Raw genomic sequence first — 14,592 nt, 5'->3', positions numbered from 1 at the left:
CTGTGCTGGTTCCACCACGCCATGAAGACCGCCGGCACCCTCGACCCCACCCGCATCAACCCCGACACCTCACCCACCGGGCGTGGCGGGACGGTCTGGGAGATCGAGGAACGGGTCCGTGTGTTCCGTGAAGACGACACCGATCTGCTGACCCCGCAGGCCGTGGCGCAGTTGAAGGCGGTGGAAGAGGCCATGCGGCGCCGGCAGGAAGACTTCCAGCAGCAAGCGGCCGAAGCCGACGCCGCGAACCCGCCCAGCAGCCCGGATCCTGCGAATCTTGACTCGCCCTGGCCGATCCGTCCCGGGCCCCCGGACCCCTGGCCCCGCGTGGATATGGACCGCGCGGGTGCCCCGGACGAGGAAGAGATTCCCGTTGAGAAACCCGCCGGCCGCCACTGGCAAGGAAGACCCCACCACGGGCCCGTATGCCAATGCGGACGACCCATCCCCATCCTCGAACGGCCACCAGACCCCGGCCCCGAACCACCACCGAAACGGGACCCGGGCCCACCACCCTTCTGAGCCCGAGCGCTGGACCGGCCCGCCACCCGAAGCGCCACCCTCGCCTGTAGAGGGGCACGCCACCGTGCCCCTCTACACGCACGCCCGAAAACGCGGCGACGACGGTCGGTGGGCGGCCCCGGGCGGCATCTGCCGTGTGCCTCGGACTTCCGCGTCGAGCCCAGCAAGAACGCAGGTCAGCACCCGCCCGTGACATCTCCGGGTGATGGTGGCACGGTGGGGGACATGACCACCAACGAGACCAGCATCTCCGTCAGCCGCACCATCGACGCCCCCGCCGGGGACATCTTCGACCTGCTCTCCCTGCCCGCTCGGCACCACGAGTTCGACGGCTCCGGCTTCGTGCGCAGCGCCGAGGACACCGAGCGCATCACGAAGGTCGGCGAACAGTTCGTCATGAACATGGAGGGTGAGCACATGGGTGGTGAGTACAAGATGTACAACCATGTCACCGCCTTCGACGACGGCAAGATGATCGGCTGGAAGCCCGCCAACGAGGACGCCAAGGACGACCCGAAGGGCTGGGAGTGGCTGTACACCCTCGAGTCCCAGGGATCCGACTCCACCCTCGTCACCCTCACCTATTCCTGGACCGACGTCACCGACAAGGATCTGCTGAAGATCTTCCCGCTCGTCTCCGAGGAGCAGCTCGAGCAGTCCCTCGCCGACCTCGCGGGCGCCGTCTCCGGGAGCTGATCGCCGAGCGCTGATCGCCGAGCGTTGACCACTGCGGCCCACGAGGACCGGCGCCGATACGCCGGCTTCGGCTCAGCCCAGATGCACGAGCCGGTTCGCCGTCACCTCGTCGACCACCACATCGGTCGCGCAGCCCGCGAGCAGCGCCGCCTTCAGCGGTGCCGCCTTCCGCGGCCCCGCCGCGACCAGCACGCGCCGGGGGATCCGGGCCAGATCCGCAGGGGTCGGCCCGGATCCCCGTGCGTTCAGGGGCACGTCGTCCCAGCTGCCGTCGGCCCGCAGGAACGTCGTGCACACGTCCCCGACCACTCCGTCGGACCGCAGATCGTGCACGTCCCGCGCCGACAGATACCCCGAGGTGTAGACGTGGCTGGGGACCTCGGCGTCGAAGGCGCCCACACCGAACACCGCCAGTCGGCACCGTGACTGCAGCGCGAGCACCTGGCGCACCGAGCGCTCCCGCCACAGCGCATCGCGGGTGTCCGGGTAGTCGAAGAATGCAGGCACCGGGAACAGGTGCACCGTCGCTCCCCATGACGACGCCGCCTGCGCGAGCACGGTCGAGACGTACCCCAGGCCCGACCCCTGCGGATTGATCGCGCCGTTCAGCTGCACGATCGCGAGCCCGGGCACCGGCCTCGCCTCGGCGGCCTCGACGAGCGCCGCGACCGTCGTGCCCCAGGCCATGCCCATCACCGAATCCGGCTGCTGGAGCGACTGCACGAGCGCCGCCCCCTCCGCCGCCACCGCGTCGAGCCGCTCGCGCTCCGTCGACTCCGCGACGGACGGCACCACGTGCACCGCCACCCCGTACGACTGGGCGATCTCCTCCTGCAGGTCGCCGGCCCGCCGCGCGCCGGGCGCGTGCAGGCTCACCCGCACGATCCCCTCGTCCCGCGCGGTCGCGAGCAGACGCGAGACCGTCGAGCGGGAGACGCCCAGGTGCGAGGCGATCGCCTCCATGGTCTGCGTCTGCTGGTAGTACATCCGTGCAGCCTCGAAGGCCGCCGCCCGTCGCGCATCCGCTCTCACCCCGGCAGTCTTGCACATCCGTGCACTCCGGTTGCTCGCGGCGCACATCGTCCCGAAGATGGAGACATATCGGCCAGCGGAGCCCGTGCGGCGGCATGCCCTCCCTCCTGGAGCGCTCGCCCAGCTCCCGCCCCGTCGGCCGACGTCCCAGACGTCGTCATCCGATGACGCACAGCTGACGAAGGAGCGCACGTGCCGTCGCAGAACGCCACCACCCTGAACGCCGCGAGCCGCACCGAGAGCCTTGATCGACTCCGGGCCGCCACGGCCGAGAACCCCCTGGACGTGCTCGTCGTGGGCGGAGGCGTGAACGGCGCAGGCGCCGCCTTCGACGCCGCGACCCGCGGCCTGGACGTCGCCGTCGTCGAGGCCCACGACTGGGCCAGCGGCACCTCCTCCCGCTCCTCGAAGCTCATGCACGGCGGCCTGCGCTACCTGCAGATGCTCGACTTCAAGCTCGTCGCCGAGGCCCTGCGCGAGCGCGATCTGCTGCTCACGCGCACCGCCCCGCACCTGGTCAAGCCCATCAGCTTCGTCTTCCCGTTCTTCAAGCGCGTGGTCGAGCGCGCATTCATCGGCTCCGGCGTCATGCTCTACGACGCCATGCAGTCGATCGGCCGCAAGCGCGCGGTGCCCTTCCACCGCCACCTCAGCCACCGCCGCATGATGAACGTCTTCCCGGCGCTGGACGGCGAGAAGATCGTCGGCGCGCTCGAGTACTACGACGCGCAGGAGGACGACGCGCGCTTCGTGATGATGCTCGTGCGCTCCGCGCTCGAGTACGGCGCGCACGCCGCGACCTACACGCGCGTCGTCTCCTACCTGCACGAGGGCGACCGCGTGGTCGGCGCGCGCCTGCGCGACGAGGAGACGGGCGAGGAGTTCGACGCCCACGCCCGCGAGACCATCCTCGCCGCGGGCGTGTGGACCGGCGACCAGCAGCACGTCGCGGGCGCGACCACCGGCCTCGAGGTGCTCGCCTCGAAGGGCGTGCACATCACCGTGGCCCGCGACCGCATCCCCGCCGCTCCGGACACCGGCATCATCACCCAGACCGAGAAGTCCGTCCTGTTCATCATCCCGTGGGACGAGTACTGGGTCATCGGCACCACCGACACCCCGTGGAAGGAGGACCCCGCGCACGTGGCGGCGACCTCCGACGACATCGACTACATCATCGAGCACGCCAACGCGGTGCTCGACCACGACCTCACCCGCGACGACGTGGTCGGCACCTACGCCGGGCTGCGCCCCCTGCTGCAGCCCGTCAAGGACGCCGGCGGAGCCTCCACGAAGGTCTCCCGCGAGCACACCGTCATGGAGGTCGAGCCCGGCCTCACCGCGATCGCGGGCGGCAAGTACACGACCTACCGCGTGATGGCCGAGGACGTCGTCGACTTCGCGATCAAGGACGTGTTCCCGGGTCGCCCCTCGATGACGACCGTCGTCCCGCTGATCGGCGCCCAGGGCTTCGAGGGCATCCGCCGCGAGAAGGCTGCGATCGCGAAGCAGTACGGCTTCGACGAGCTGCGCACCGATCGCCTGCTCATGCGCTACGGCACCCTGCTGCGCGACGTGCTCGCCCTCATCGACGAGGACTCCTCGCTCGGCGAGCCGCTGAAGGACGCGCCGCGCTACCTGCGGGCCGAGGTCCTCTACGCCGTCCGCGCCGAGGGCGCCCTGCACCTGGCCGACCTCATGCTGCGCCGCACCCGCCTCGACTACGAGGTGCGCGACCGCGGCGCCGCCGCCTCCGAGGAGATCGCCGACATCATGGCCGGCGAGCTCGGCTGGGACCGCGCCACCCGCGACGGCGAGGTCGGCGCCTACCGGGCCTTCGTCGATGCGCGCCTGGCCGGCGAGGCCACCCACTCCGACGCCGAGGCGGCGGCCGCCGTCGCCTCCGCTCAGGAGGTGCCCCGCAGCTGACACCCGGTCGCTGACCGACCACCCCGCGCGCGGTCCCGATGGCCGCGCGCGGGACCCCTTCATATGGCCGCATCGTTGCGGCATCCCACTCGACGAGGAGAATCCATGGGAACCATCGGCACGATCATGATCTACGAGATCATGGGCACCGCGATGCTGACGCTGCTGGGCTGCGGCGTCGTCGCGAACCACACGCTGGCGAAGACGGGCGGCCACGGCGGCGGCCCGCTCATGATCCACTGGGGCTGGGGCCTCGGCGTGTTCGTCGGCGTCTACGCCGCCTACAAGACCGGCGCGCACCTGAACCCCGCCGTCACCATCGGCCTGGCGGTCTCGGGCGCCGGCGAGTACGCGCCCGGCATCCCGGTCACGGTGGGCACCACGCTCGCCTACTTCGCGGCGGAGATGATCGGAGCGTTCCTGGGAGCCGTGTTCGTCTGGCTCGCCTATCGCAACCACTACGACCAGACCGAGGACCAGGCCACCGTGCTGGGGACGTTCTCCACGGCCCCCGGCATCCGCAGCTACGGCTGGAACGTGCTCACCGAGATCATCGCGACCTTCGTGCTCGTGTTCATCATCCTGAACTTCGGCAACACCCCGGTCGACCTCGGCCCCCTCGCGGTCGCCCTCCTGGTCGTCGCCATCGGCGCCTCCCTCGGCGGGCCGACGGGATACGCCATCAACCCCGCGCGTGACCTCGGGCCGCGCATCGCCCACGCGCTCGTGCCCATCAAGGGCAAGGGCGGCTCCGACTGGAGCTACGCCTGGGTGCCGATCGTCGGCCCCGTGATCGGCGCGATCATCGCCGGCCTCGTCGTCCAAATGGGATTCTGAGACCAGGCCACCCGGAGCATCCGCTTCACCGACACCATCACCGCAGCAAGGGACTGAAGGAGTTTCCGTGACTGACGAGAAGAAGTACATCCTGGCGATCGACCAGGGCACCACCTCGACCCGCGCGATCGTCTTCGACCACGGCGGCCAGATCGTGGCCACCGGGCAGAAGGAGCACGAGCAGATCTTCCCGAAGTCCGGGTGGGTCGAGCACGATCCGATCGAGATCTGGCGCAACACCCGCGCGGTCGTCGCCGATGCCCTCCAGCAGGCGGAGATCAACCGGCACCAGCTCGCCGCCGTGGGCATCACCAACCAGCGCGAGACCGCAGTGGTCTGGGACAAGAACACCGGCGAGCCCGTCTACAACGCGATCGTCTGGCAGGACACCCGCACCCAGAAGATCTGCAACGAGCTCGCGGGCGACGAGGGCGCCGACAAGTACAAGGAGCGCGTGGGCCTGCCGCTGGCGACCTACTTCTCCGGCCCCAAGGTCAAGTGGATCCTCGACAACGTCGAGGGCGCACGCGAGAAGGCCGAGGCCGGGGACCTGATCTTCGGCAACACCGACTCGTGGGTCCTGTGGAACCTCACCGGCGGCCAGAACGGCGGCGTGCACGTCACCGACGTCACCAACGCCTCCCGCACGATGCTCATGAACATCGACACCCTCGACTGGAACGAGGACATCGCGAAGGACATGGGCATCCCACTGTCCATGCTCCCCGAGATCAAGTCCTCCTCCGAGATCTACGGGTACGGCCGCAAGAACGACCTGCTCATCGACACCCCGATCGCCGGCATCCTCGGCGATCAACAGGCCGCGACCTTCGGCCAGGCGTGCTTCGAGGTGGGCCAGGCCAAGAACACCTACGGCACCGGCAACTTCATGCTCATCAACACGGGCGAGGAGCTGGTGCGCAGCGAGAACGGCCTGCTCACCACCGTCGCCTACAAGATCGGCGACAGCAAGCCCGTCTACGCGCTCGAGGGCTCGATCGCCGTCACCGGCTCCCTCGTGCAGTGGGTGCGCGACAACCTGGGCCTCATCAAGAGCGCCCCGGAGATCGAGGACCTCGCCAAGAAGGTCGACGACAACGGCGGCTGCTACGTCGTCCCCGCCTTCTCCGGGCTGTTCGCCCCGTACTGGCGCTCCGACGCCCGCGGCGCGATCGTCGGCATGACGCGGTACATCAACAAGAACCACATCGCGCGCGCGACCCTGGAGGCCACCGCCTTCCAGTCGGCCGAGGTGCTCGAGGCCATGAACGCCGACTCCGGCGTGGACCTCACCGAGCTCAAGGTCGACGGCGGCATGGTCCAGAACGAGACCCTCATGCAGTTCCAGGCCGACATCCTGGGCGTGCCCGTGGTGCGGCCGGAGGTCATCGAGACCACCGCGCTCGGCGCCGCCTACGCCGCCGGCATCGCGGTGGGCTACTGGGACGGCGAGCAGGACGTCATCGACAACTGGGCCGAGGGCAAGCGCTGGGAGCCCGACATGGACCCGGAGACCCGCGAGCGCTCGCTGCGCCTGTGGAAGAAGGCCGTCACCAAGACCTTCGACTGGGTCGACGAGGACGTGGAGGCCGCGACCGCCTGAGCATCATCGGGCAGTCGGCCGGCCGACGGGCCGAGAGGCCGACGGGGCGGGGCATCGGAGCATCCGGTGCCCCGCCCTTCCTGTGCCTCCGTCCGGGTCACACGTCCCGGACCTCGCTCTCCCGCACGAAGCCGAAGCGGTGGTTGATGCTCACGCGCAGCCAACGGGTGTCGTCGCGGACCCACATCCCGCCCGTGCCGTCGACGTCGGGCGCCCAGTAGTAGCTGCCGCGCACCTCGTCCTCGACCACGTACGACTGGCCGGGAGCGAGCTCGTAGGGCAGGGGATCGGTGCTCGAGGGCTCAAGCCCCGCCTCCTCGAAGGCGGCTTCCGCCGGGTAGGCGGAGCCCGTCGCCCGGACGGGCTGTGAACCGCGGGGCGCCACGCGGCGGGCGTCGCGCGGCCCCCGGGCGATCGTCGGCTCCCCGCCCGCATCGGTGCGGCGCACCCAGCCGATCTCGCCGCCGATCCAGAGCCCCACCCAGCCGTGCCGCTGCTCGGCGATCGCGAAGGACTGACCGTGGGCGAGCTGCGTGCCCCAGTCGCAGATGCGGTCGCTGCCTCCGTTCGGGGTGTCGTCGGCCGCGAGAGCCGGATCGGCGAGCAGAGGAGCGTCCTCGCGGGGCTCTGTGCGCACGGGCACGGCGGAGGAGCCGTGGGCAGGGAGTGCACCGCCCTCCTCCGTGCAGCTCGTGAAGGTGAGAGTGTTCGAGCGCAGCGAGGGCACGACGGTGGCGACCTCGCGCAGCCGTCCCGTCGTCGCCCGCGGTGTGCGGATGCCCGCGCCCGCCATGAGCGCCGCCCAGTCGAAGTAGGCGCCGGGGTCCCAGTGCATCGCCGCCTGGCTCGCGGCGGAGGACCCCGGGATGTCCTCGTGCGCGACGACGTGCTCGCGATCCCGGGGGATGCCGTAGCGGCGGCACAGATGGGCGATGAGCTTCCCGGTCGCCTCGTACTGGGCGGCCGTGAAGGACTCTGCCTTCTCCGCGTAGCCGATGATCTCGATGCCGATCGAGGACTGGTTGAAGGTCCAGTTCCCCGCGTGCCAGGCCATGTCCTGGACCCGCACCATCTGGGTGACGTGCCCGTCCTCCCTGATCACGTAGTGGATCGAGGTCTGGCTCGACGGATCCTGGAAGATCCCGATCGTGCCCTCGTAGGTCTCCTCGGTGTCGTGGATGACGATGCTCGAGATGTCCCGGGCGGTGCGCCCGCCCAGGGTGAAGTTCGCGTAGTCCTGCGGATCCTCGCCCGTGGACTCGTAGGCCGCGAGCCGCACGTCGCAGGAGACGCCTCGCGGGCAGTCCGGGGTGAAGGGGCCGTCGGGCGGGGAGAGGGGGCCGACGGGCCGGGTGCCGTGACCTCCGCCGTGGCCGTGGCCGTGACGATGGCCGTGCCGGCCTCCGCGGCCGCGCAGCCTCTCGTGGTCAGGGGAGCCGGCGTCGGGCGCCGCCTCGGCGGCGACGGGGACGGCGAGCACGCTCGCGGTGAGCGCTGCGAGCGCGGTCCGGCGGCCGATGGGGGAGGGGGATGACATGCGTGACTCCTTCGTCGGGTGCAGAGGAGTCTTCCACTTCGCGTCGTCCGCGCGGAAGTATTCTCCGGAACCCGCCGGAACCCGCCGTCGGCCGACGCAGGTCAGTCGGCCGCGCGCCGCACGAGGTCGTGGACGATGCCCTGCGTCGCCGGGTAGAGCGCGCGGAAGGAGTCGTAGAGGTCGTCGTAGGCGCCGTCGGCCGCGGGGTCGGGGCGCACCACGTGGTCGCACGGATTCCAGCCCTCGGCCGCGGAGAGCCCGCTCAGGCGCGCCGCCATCCGGGCGACGCCGTAGGCCGCGCCCACCGTGTGCCGCGGGATCTCCTGCGCGACGCCGGTGACGTCGGAGACGATCTGCGGCCACAGCCCGCCCTGCGTGCCTCCGCCCACGGCGACCACCCGTCGGGGGTGCACTCCCGCCGCGGCCATCTCCTCGAGGTGGTGGCGGACGCTGAAGGCGGCGGCCTCGAGGGCCGCCCGGTAGAGGTCGCCGCGGGTGTGGGAGAGGGTGAGGCCCGCGATCACCCCGCGCGACTCGGGGTCCATGATCGGCGAGCGCTCGCCCGCGAAGTAGGGGAGCATCAGCAGCCCGCGGGCCCCGGGGCCGCTGCGCTCGGCCTCCGCGATGAGGGTCGCGTGGTCGGCGTCGCCGGTGAGGTCCCGCACCCACGAGGTGATCGCTCCCGAGGTCGAGGTCCCGCCGGTGAGGGCGTGCGTGTCCTCCCGCGTGAGCCCGGCCGATGCCCACAGCGTGCGGCTGCGGCAGGGCTCGCTCGTGGTCGCGATGAGGAACATCGTGGTGCCGTACATGACCATGAGGTCGCCCGGGGAGTCGGCGCCCACGCTCACCGCCTCGGCCCAGGCGTCGATCGTCCCGGTCGCGACCGGGGTGCCCGGGCGGATGCCGGTGAGCCGGTGCGCGGCCTCCCCGGTGACGCTCCCCGCCTGCTCGGCGGGCATGCGCAGCGCCGGCATCTCGACGCCCGGCAGGAAGCGCTCGCTCAGCTCCTGGTCCCAGGCGCGGGTGCGCGGGTCGTAGAAGGGCGCGGTCTGGCTGGCGCTCGGATGGTCCAGCACGTACTCGCCCGTCAGGCGGTGGACCAGGAACGAGGACGGCATGAAGAAGCGACGGGTCCGACGGGCCGAGTCCGCATGCTCCTCGAGCGCCCACATGATCTTCGGGCCCGCTGCCTGGGAGCTCAGCGCGAGGGAGCAGCGCTCGAAGATCTGCTCGGCGCCGAGCGCGTCCTCGAGCTCGCGGATCTGGGCGGTGGCCCGCGAGTCGACCCCGTAGAGGATCGCGGGGCGCACGGCCTCGCCCACTGCGTCGGCGGGGACCACGGACGGGCCCATGCCGGAGACTCCGATCGCGGTGACCTCGACATCGCCCGGGGCCAGCAGCTCGTCGGTGATCGAGACCAGCTCGCGCCACCAGACCTCGGCATCCATCTCGACGTGGCCGGGATGGGGACGCGAGACCGCGTGCTCGCGCACCGCGCGACGCACGACCTCGCCGTCGGCCGTGACCAGCACGCCCTTGCTCGCCGAGGTGCCCACGTCGAAGCCGAGGACGACCTCGGGATGGGGCTGGGGCATGCGTTCCTCCGGCTTCTTCGCACTGGCGGCGGGGCGGTCCACGGGCGGGTCCGCGGGCGCGCTCCGCGGCGGGCCCGGTTCACCCGCGCGTCACCCGTTGTTGACCCGCGCGTCACGACGCTCCATCCTGCCACGGGGGCCATGCCCCTACAATCTCGGAGAACTGCGGCGTGCGGAAGGAGTCATGGTGCTCGAGACCGACATGGATCTCCCCCTCCTGCACCGCGCAGCGACGGCCTACTACCTCGACGACCTGCGACAGGCCGAGGTGGCCGAGCGGCTCGGCATCTCCCGTCCCACCGTCAGCAAGCTGCTCACCGAGGCGCGGCGGATCGGCATGGTGCGCTTCGAGGTGCTCGACCCCTCGGCGGTCGACGTGCGCTCCCTCGCGGGCCAGGTGCGGGACCTGCTGGGCGTGCGCGAGGTGCGCGTGGCCCCGGGCGATCAGCACGAACGGGACTTCAAGGGGCTCGGCGAGCTGCTCGGCGAGGAGCTGCGCGCCCTCGATCTCGGCGCGGGCGAGGCGCTGCTGCTCTCCTCGGGGAAGACCGTCCACGCCGTCTGCGGCTCGCCCGGTCTGCCGGACCTCTCGGGCGTGGTCGTCGCGCCGACCGTCGGCGGCCAGCAGGAGAGCGACCCCTGGTTCCAGACCAACGAGCTCGTGCGCCGCTTCGCCGACCGCACCGGGGCGACGCCGCGATTCATGTTCGCCCCCGCTCTACCCAGCGCGAGCCTGTGGGAATCGCTGCAGGCCGATCCGAGCTACCGCGAGATCACCGACCTCTGGGACCGGGCGCGGGTCGCGGTCACCGGCGTCGGCGCGCCCTACCGCTCGAGGACGAGCCTGACCTCGGTGGTGCCGCGCGGCGACTCGTCGCTCGCGCGCGCCGAGGGCGACATCTGCCTGCACTTCCTCGATCCCGCCGGCCGCGAGGTCGGGTTCCCCGGCGCGGACCGCCTGGTGCGCCCGAGCCTCGAGCAGCTGCGCCGGATCCCGCACCTGGTGACCGTCGCCGCGGGCGCGGAGAAGGCCCCCTCGATCCTCGCCGCGAGCCGCGCGGGGCTCGTCTCCACGCTCGTCACCGACGCCGCGACCGCCGAGGCCGTGCTGGCCGCGGCGCTCTGACCGGGTGCGGCCGACTCCGCACACACGTCGCGAACAAATGTGTTTGACGTTTGTGCTCGCGCCTCCTAGTGTGAGCCACGACATCACGCTGACCGGGCGTTTCGAAGGAGAAGATCGGTGATGAGCGAGTTCCCGAAGACCATGAAGGGCGTCGTCATGCACGCGCCGGAGGACTACCGCCTGGAGGACCTCGACGTCCCCGAGCCCGGTCCCGACGAGCTGCTGATGAAGGTCGAGGCAGTGGGCGTGTGCGCGAGCGACCTCAAGTGCTACCACGGCGCCGCCAAGTTCTGGGGCGACGAGAACCGCGACCGCTGGGTCCAGCCCGGCATCACCCCCGGCCACGAGTTCGTGGGCGAGGTCGTCGCCGGCTCCGACGAGGCCCTCGCCCTGCACGGCGTGCAGGTCGGCGACCGCATCGCCTGCGAGCAGATCGTCCCCTGCGGCGAGTGCATGTACTGCCAGCGCGGCTGGTACTGGATGTGCGGCCCGCACGACATGTTCGGCTTCAAGCACTACGACGGCGCGATGGCCGAGTTCATGATCGTGCCGCCGCTCGCCCGTGCGCACAAGGTCGACAAGTCCGTCCCGCCGCACCACGCCGCGTTCTCCGAGCCGCTGTCCTGCTCCCTGCACGCGGTCGAGCGCGCGCAGCTGACCTTCGACGACGTGGTCGTCGTGGCCGGCAGCGGCCCCATCGGCCTCGGCGCGATCATCGGCGCCGTGCACAAGAACCCCAAGATGGTCATCGCCCTCGACTTCGACGACCGCAAGCTCGAGCTCGCGAAGAAATGCGGGGCCGACCTCACGCTGAACCCCTCGAAGGTCGACGTCTACGAGGAGATCCGCACTCTCACCGGCGGCTACGGGGCCGACGTCTACATCGAGTGCACCGGCCACCCGAGCGCCGTTAGCCAGGGCCTGAACCTTCTGCGCAAGCTCGGGCGCTACGTCGAGTACTCGGTGTTCAAGGACAACGTGTCCGTCGACTGGTCGATCATCTCCGACGACAAGGAGCTCGACGTCCTGGGCGCCCACCTCGGCCCGCACTGCTGGCCCGCCGCGATCAAGATGATCGAGTCCGGTGAGCTCCCGCTCGACGACATCTGCACCCACCAGTACCCGCTCGCCGAGTTCCAGGAGGCCCTCGACAAGGTCGGCGACTCCGCCGGCGCGTCGGTGAAGGTGTCCATCCTCCCCGGTCGCTGAGGCCGATCCGGCAGCGCCGGGCGCGATCGCCGAGGATCGCGCCCGGCCCCGCCGCCGACCGTCCGTCGGCCCGGCCGATTCGTCGGCCCCGCCCCTGTGCCGGCCCGCGCCGGTTCTCCCGCGGCTCACTGCCGAGCCGCCCACCGAGCTCCCCGCTCGCTCCTCCCTCCTCCTGCGCCCCGGTCATCGCCGACCCGGGCGCCCGCACAGGAAGGCTGCTCCATGACGAGCACCGCCCCCGCCGCGCGCCCTGACGCACGCGCCGCGCACATCCCGAAGAAGAGGCACCTCGGCCGCTGGATCGGCGTGATCATCGCCGTGCTCGCGGTGATCCTCGTCGTCGCAGGCACCAAGGTCGTGCCCGACGGCCAGGAGGCCGCTTCCGGCCCCGCCGCCTTCGACAAGGCCACCTACGGGCCCAAGACGTTCCCGACCATCCAGAAGGGCATCGCCGACAAGGCCGTCGCCGCGCCCGATCTGGCGAAGGCCATCGAGAAGGACCCCGAGGCCGCGAAGAAGGAGGGCGTCGAGTCCGCCGGCAACACGGTCTACGCGACGACCTTCACCGGGAAGGTCCACGACTGCGAATCGGGCATCTGCGAGGTCGCCGTCGACGGCATGCCGAAGGACGTCACCGTGCGCATGCAGGTGGGTCCCGCGATCAACGGCACCGATCTGAGGGATGCGACCGGGACGCTGGGCTTCGGGCAGTTCACCAACCAGATCGAGTACCAGGACGCGGGCGCGGCGCTGAACGAGGAGATGAAGAAGCAGGTCCTCGACCCCGCGGGCGACCTGGGCGGGAAGACCGTCACCGTCACCGGCGCCTTCACCGCGATCAACCCCCAGGGCTGGCTCGTCACGCCCTCGGACCTGGAGGTCTCGTGATGAGCGCCGACGCGGCCCACGCGGCCGACTCGGCCGACGAGCGCGAGGGCGGTGGGGACGTGGTCCTCGAGGCCCGCGAGGTCGTGAAGACCTACGGCGGCACCCGCGCGCTCAAGGGCGTCGACTTCACCGTGCGCCGGGGGAGCGTCACCACCCTGTTCGGGGAGAACGGCGCCGGCAAGTCCACGCTCATGAAGATCCTTTCCGGGGTCGAGCAGCCCACCTCGGGGCAGATCCTGCTGGACGGGGAGCCGGTGGCCTTCGCGGACACCACCGAGGCCCGCGAGCACGGCATCGCGATCATCCACCAGGAGCTGAGCCTGGCCCCGAACCTCTCGATCCGCGACAACATCTTCCTGGGCCGGGAGATCTCCGGGCCCCGCGGTGTGGACTTCGCCGAGGAGCGCCGGCAGACGGCCGCCCTGCTGCAGGAGATGCGGCTGGACGTGGACCCGGGAACGCTCGTCGGCGACCTGCGGGTGGGCCAGCAGCAGATCGTCGAGATCGCGCGCGCCCTCTCGATCGACGCCCGCATCCTCATCATGGACGAGCCGACCTCCGCGCTCGCCGCCCGCGAGGTCGAGATCCTCTTCGAGATCATCGAGTCGCTGACGTCGCGCGGGGTCTCGATCGTCTACATCTCCCACCACCTCGAGGAGGCCCTGCAGGTCACCGATCGCGCCGTGGTGCTGCGGGACGGCTCGATGACCGCCGCGGGCGATCGCGCGGACATCGACCTGCCGTGGATCGTGCGGCACATGGTGGGCGAGCACTTCGACCTCGGCTCCCCGCCCACGGGCTACGAGCTGGGCGATCCGGTGCTGCGCATCGAGGACCTCACCGTGCGCGACCCCGAGAACCCCGAGCGGGCCGTCGTCGACGGCCTCTCGCTCGACGTGCACCGCGGCGAGATCGTGTGCCTGTACGGGCTCATGGGCGCCGGGCGCACCGAGGTCCTCGAGGCAGTCGCCGGCAGCGGCGAGATCGCGGGCGGTCGCATCGTCCATGAGGGTCACGCCCTGGGCCAGGAGACGATCGGGGAGCGGATCGCCCGCGGCATCGGCCTGGTGCCCGAGGACCGTCAGCGCGAGGGTCTCGTGCAGACCATGGACGTGGGCCAGAACCTCACCCTCGCGAGCATCCGCCAGTTCCTGCGCCGCGGCCTGCTCTCGCGCTCGAAGGAGGGCGCGCTCGCCGAGCGGATGGTGCGCGAGGTCACCGTGAAGACCGCGAGCCCGCGCGTGGCCATCGGCGCGCTGTCGGGCGGCAACCAGCAGAAGGTCGTGATCGGCAAGATCCTCGCCACGAACCCTGAGGTGCTGCTGCTGGACGAGCCCAGCCGCGGCATCGACATCGGTGCGAAGGCCGAGGTCTTCGCCCTGCTCGCCGAGAAGGCCCGCGAGGGGCTCGCCGTGCTCTTCACGACCTCCGAGGTCGAGGAGTGCTTCAGCATCGCCCACCGCATCGTCGTGCTCCGGCGCGGTCGCATCTCCGCCGAGTTCGAGCCCGGCTCCGCCGACAAGTCCGACGTCATGGCCGCCTCCGGCGAGGCCGTCGCCCTCTGACCCGCTCCCGCCCGGACCAGCTCCCGCCCGCCTCCCGCCTCATTCCCGCGAAC

General features: G+C 71.1%; 11 protein-coding genes and 1 pseudogene. 9 read left to right on the top strand and 3 right to left on the bottom strand.

Going from position 1 to position 14,592, the window contains the following annotated elements:
- A pseudogene (locus FHG10_RS17500) lies at window positions 1-522 on the top strand (hypothetical protein); the annotation flags it as partial.
- Window positions 523-747: 225 nt separating this feature from the next.
- Window positions 748-1,218: an SRPBCC family protein gene (locus FHG10_RS17495; protein WP_152354650.1), complete on the top strand. Its 471-nt coding sequence runs from the start codon at window positions 748-750 to the stop codon at window positions 1,216-1,218.
- A gap of 72 nt (window positions 1,219-1,290) precedes the next feature.
- Here the strand turns inward: FHG10_RS17495 and FHG10_RS17490 are convergent, their stop codons facing one another.
- Window positions 1,291-2,250 (bottom strand): sugar-binding transcriptional regulator, encoded by a 960-nt coding sequence (locus tag FHG10_RS17490; RefSeq protein ID WP_227488358.1) that lies wholly within the window; start codon window positions 2,248-2,250, stop codon window positions 1,291-1,293.
- 192 nt (window positions 2,251-2,442) lie between these two features.
- Between FHG10_RS17490 and FHG10_RS17485 the strand changes: the two genes are divergently transcribed.
- The 3 genes from FHG10_RS17485 (at window position 2,443) to glpK (ending at window position 6,619) form a co-directional block, all read left to right on the top strand.
- Window positions 2,443-4,179 carry a glycerol-3-phosphate dehydrogenase/oxidase gene (locus FHG10_RS17485; RefSeq protein WP_152354649.1) on the top strand — a complete coding sequence of 579 codons (1,737 nt, stop codon included), beginning with the start codon at window positions 2,443-2,445 and terminating at the stop codon, window positions 4,177-4,179.
- A 114-nt stretch (window positions 4,180-4,293) separates the two neighbouring features.
- A complete protein-coding gene (locus tag FHG10_RS17480; RefSeq protein ID WP_152354654.1) occupies window positions 4,294-5,016 on the top strand; it encodes an MIP/aquaporin family protein in 723 nt (240 codons plus the stop codon).
- 67 nt (window positions 5,017-5,083) lie between these two features.
- A complete protein-coding gene (gene glpK, locus FHG10_RS17475) occupies window positions 5,084-6,619 on the top strand; it encodes a glycerol kinase GlpK (protein WP_152354648.1) in 1,536 nt (511 codons plus the stop codon).
- A gap of 97 nt (window positions 6,620-6,716) precedes the next feature.
- Here the strand turns inward: glpK and FHG10_RS17470 are convergent, their stop codons facing one another.
- A complete protein-coding gene (locus FHG10_RS17470; RefSeq protein ID WP_152354647.1) occupies window positions 6,717-8,156 on the bottom strand; it encodes an N-acetylmuramoyl-L-alanine amidase in 1,440 nt (479 codons plus the stop codon).
- A gap of 101 nt (window positions 8,157-8,257) precedes the next feature.
- The gene (locus tag FHG10_RS17465) at window positions 8,258-9,751 is read right to left on the bottom strand and encodes an FGGY-family carbohydrate kinase (protein ID WP_152354646.1); all 1,494 of its coding nucleotides are present in this window, start codon (window positions 9,749-9,751) and stop codon (window positions 8,258-8,260) included.
- Between the two features lie 184 nt (window positions 9,752-9,935).
- On the opposite strand from FHG10_RS17465, the gene FHG10_RS17460 reads away from it, so the two are divergent.
- The 4 genes from FHG10_RS17460 to FHG10_RS17445 all read left to right on the top strand — a co-directional run bounded on the left by FHG10_RS17460 (window position 9,936) and on the right by FHG10_RS17445 (window position 14,539).
- Entirely contained in the window at window positions 9,936-10,877 is a 942-nt protein-coding gene (locus FHG10_RS17460) for a sugar-binding transcriptional regulator (RefSeq protein ID WP_227488357.1), read from the top strand.
- A 120-nt stretch (window positions 10,878-10,997) separates the two neighbouring features.
- Window positions 10,998-12,086 carry a zinc-binding dehydrogenase gene (locus tag FHG10_RS17455; protein WP_319803219.1) on the top strand — a complete coding sequence of 363 codons (1,089 nt, stop codon included), beginning with the start codon at window positions 10,998-11,000 and terminating at the stop codon, window positions 12,084-12,086.
- Window positions 12,087-12,308: 222 nt separating this feature from the next.
- Window positions 12,309-12,974: a DUF2291 domain-containing protein gene (locus FHG10_RS17450; RefSeq protein WP_152354644.1), complete on the top strand. Its 666-nt coding sequence runs from the start codon at window positions 12,309-12,311 to the stop codon at window positions 12,972-12,974.
- Window positions 12,974-14,539 (top strand): sugar ABC transporter ATP-binding protein, encoded by a 1,566-nt coding sequence (locus tag FHG10_RS17445; protein WP_152354643.1) that lies wholly within the window; start codon window positions 12,974-12,976, stop codon window positions 14,537-14,539. The genes FHG10_RS17450 and FHG10_RS17445 overlap by 1 nt, the downstream gene beginning before the upstream one ends.
- The last annotated feature ends 53 nt before the right edge of the window (window positions 14,540-14,592 follow it).

It is taken from the genome of Brachybacterium subflavum (genome assembly GCF_009299795.1).
GTDB lineage: Bacteria > Actinomycetota > Actinomycetes > Actinomycetales > Dermabacteraceae > Brachybacterium > Brachybacterium subflavum.
This window is presented reverse-complemented; position numbering and strand designations above follow the sequence as displayed.

What these genes read in the sequence shown, in the direction of transcription:
- FHG10_RS17445 (WP_152354643.1), top strand. Translation starts at nt 12,974, where the DNA reads ATGAGCGCCGACGCGGCCCACGCGGCCGACTCGGCCGACGAGCGCGAG.
- FHG10_RS17470 (WP_152354647.1), bottom strand. Translation starts at nt 8,156, where the DNA reads ATGTCATCCCCCTCCCCCATCGGCCGCCGGACCGCGCTCGCAGCGCTC.
- FHG10_RS17460 (WP_227488357.1), top strand. Translation starts at nt 9,936, where the DNA reads ATGGTGCTCGAGACCGACATGGATCTCCCCCTCCTGCACCGCGCAGCG.
- FHG10_RS17455 (WP_319803219.1), top strand. Translation starts at nt 10,998, where the DNA reads ATGAGCGAGTTCCCGAAGACCATGAAGGGCGTCGTCATGCACGCGCCG.
- FHG10_RS17450 (WP_152354644.1), top strand. Translation starts at nt 12,309, where the DNA reads ATGACGAGCACCGCCCCCGCCGCGCGCCCTGACGCACGCGCCGCGCAC.
- FHG10_RS17495 (WP_152354650.1), top strand. Translation starts at nt 748, where the DNA reads ATGACCACCAACGAGACCAGCATCTCCGTCAGCCGCACCATCGACGCC.
- FHG10_RS17465 (WP_152354646.1), bottom strand. Translation starts at nt 9,751, where the DNA reads ATGCCCCAGCCCCATCCCGAGGTCGTCCTCGGCTTCGACGTGGGCACC.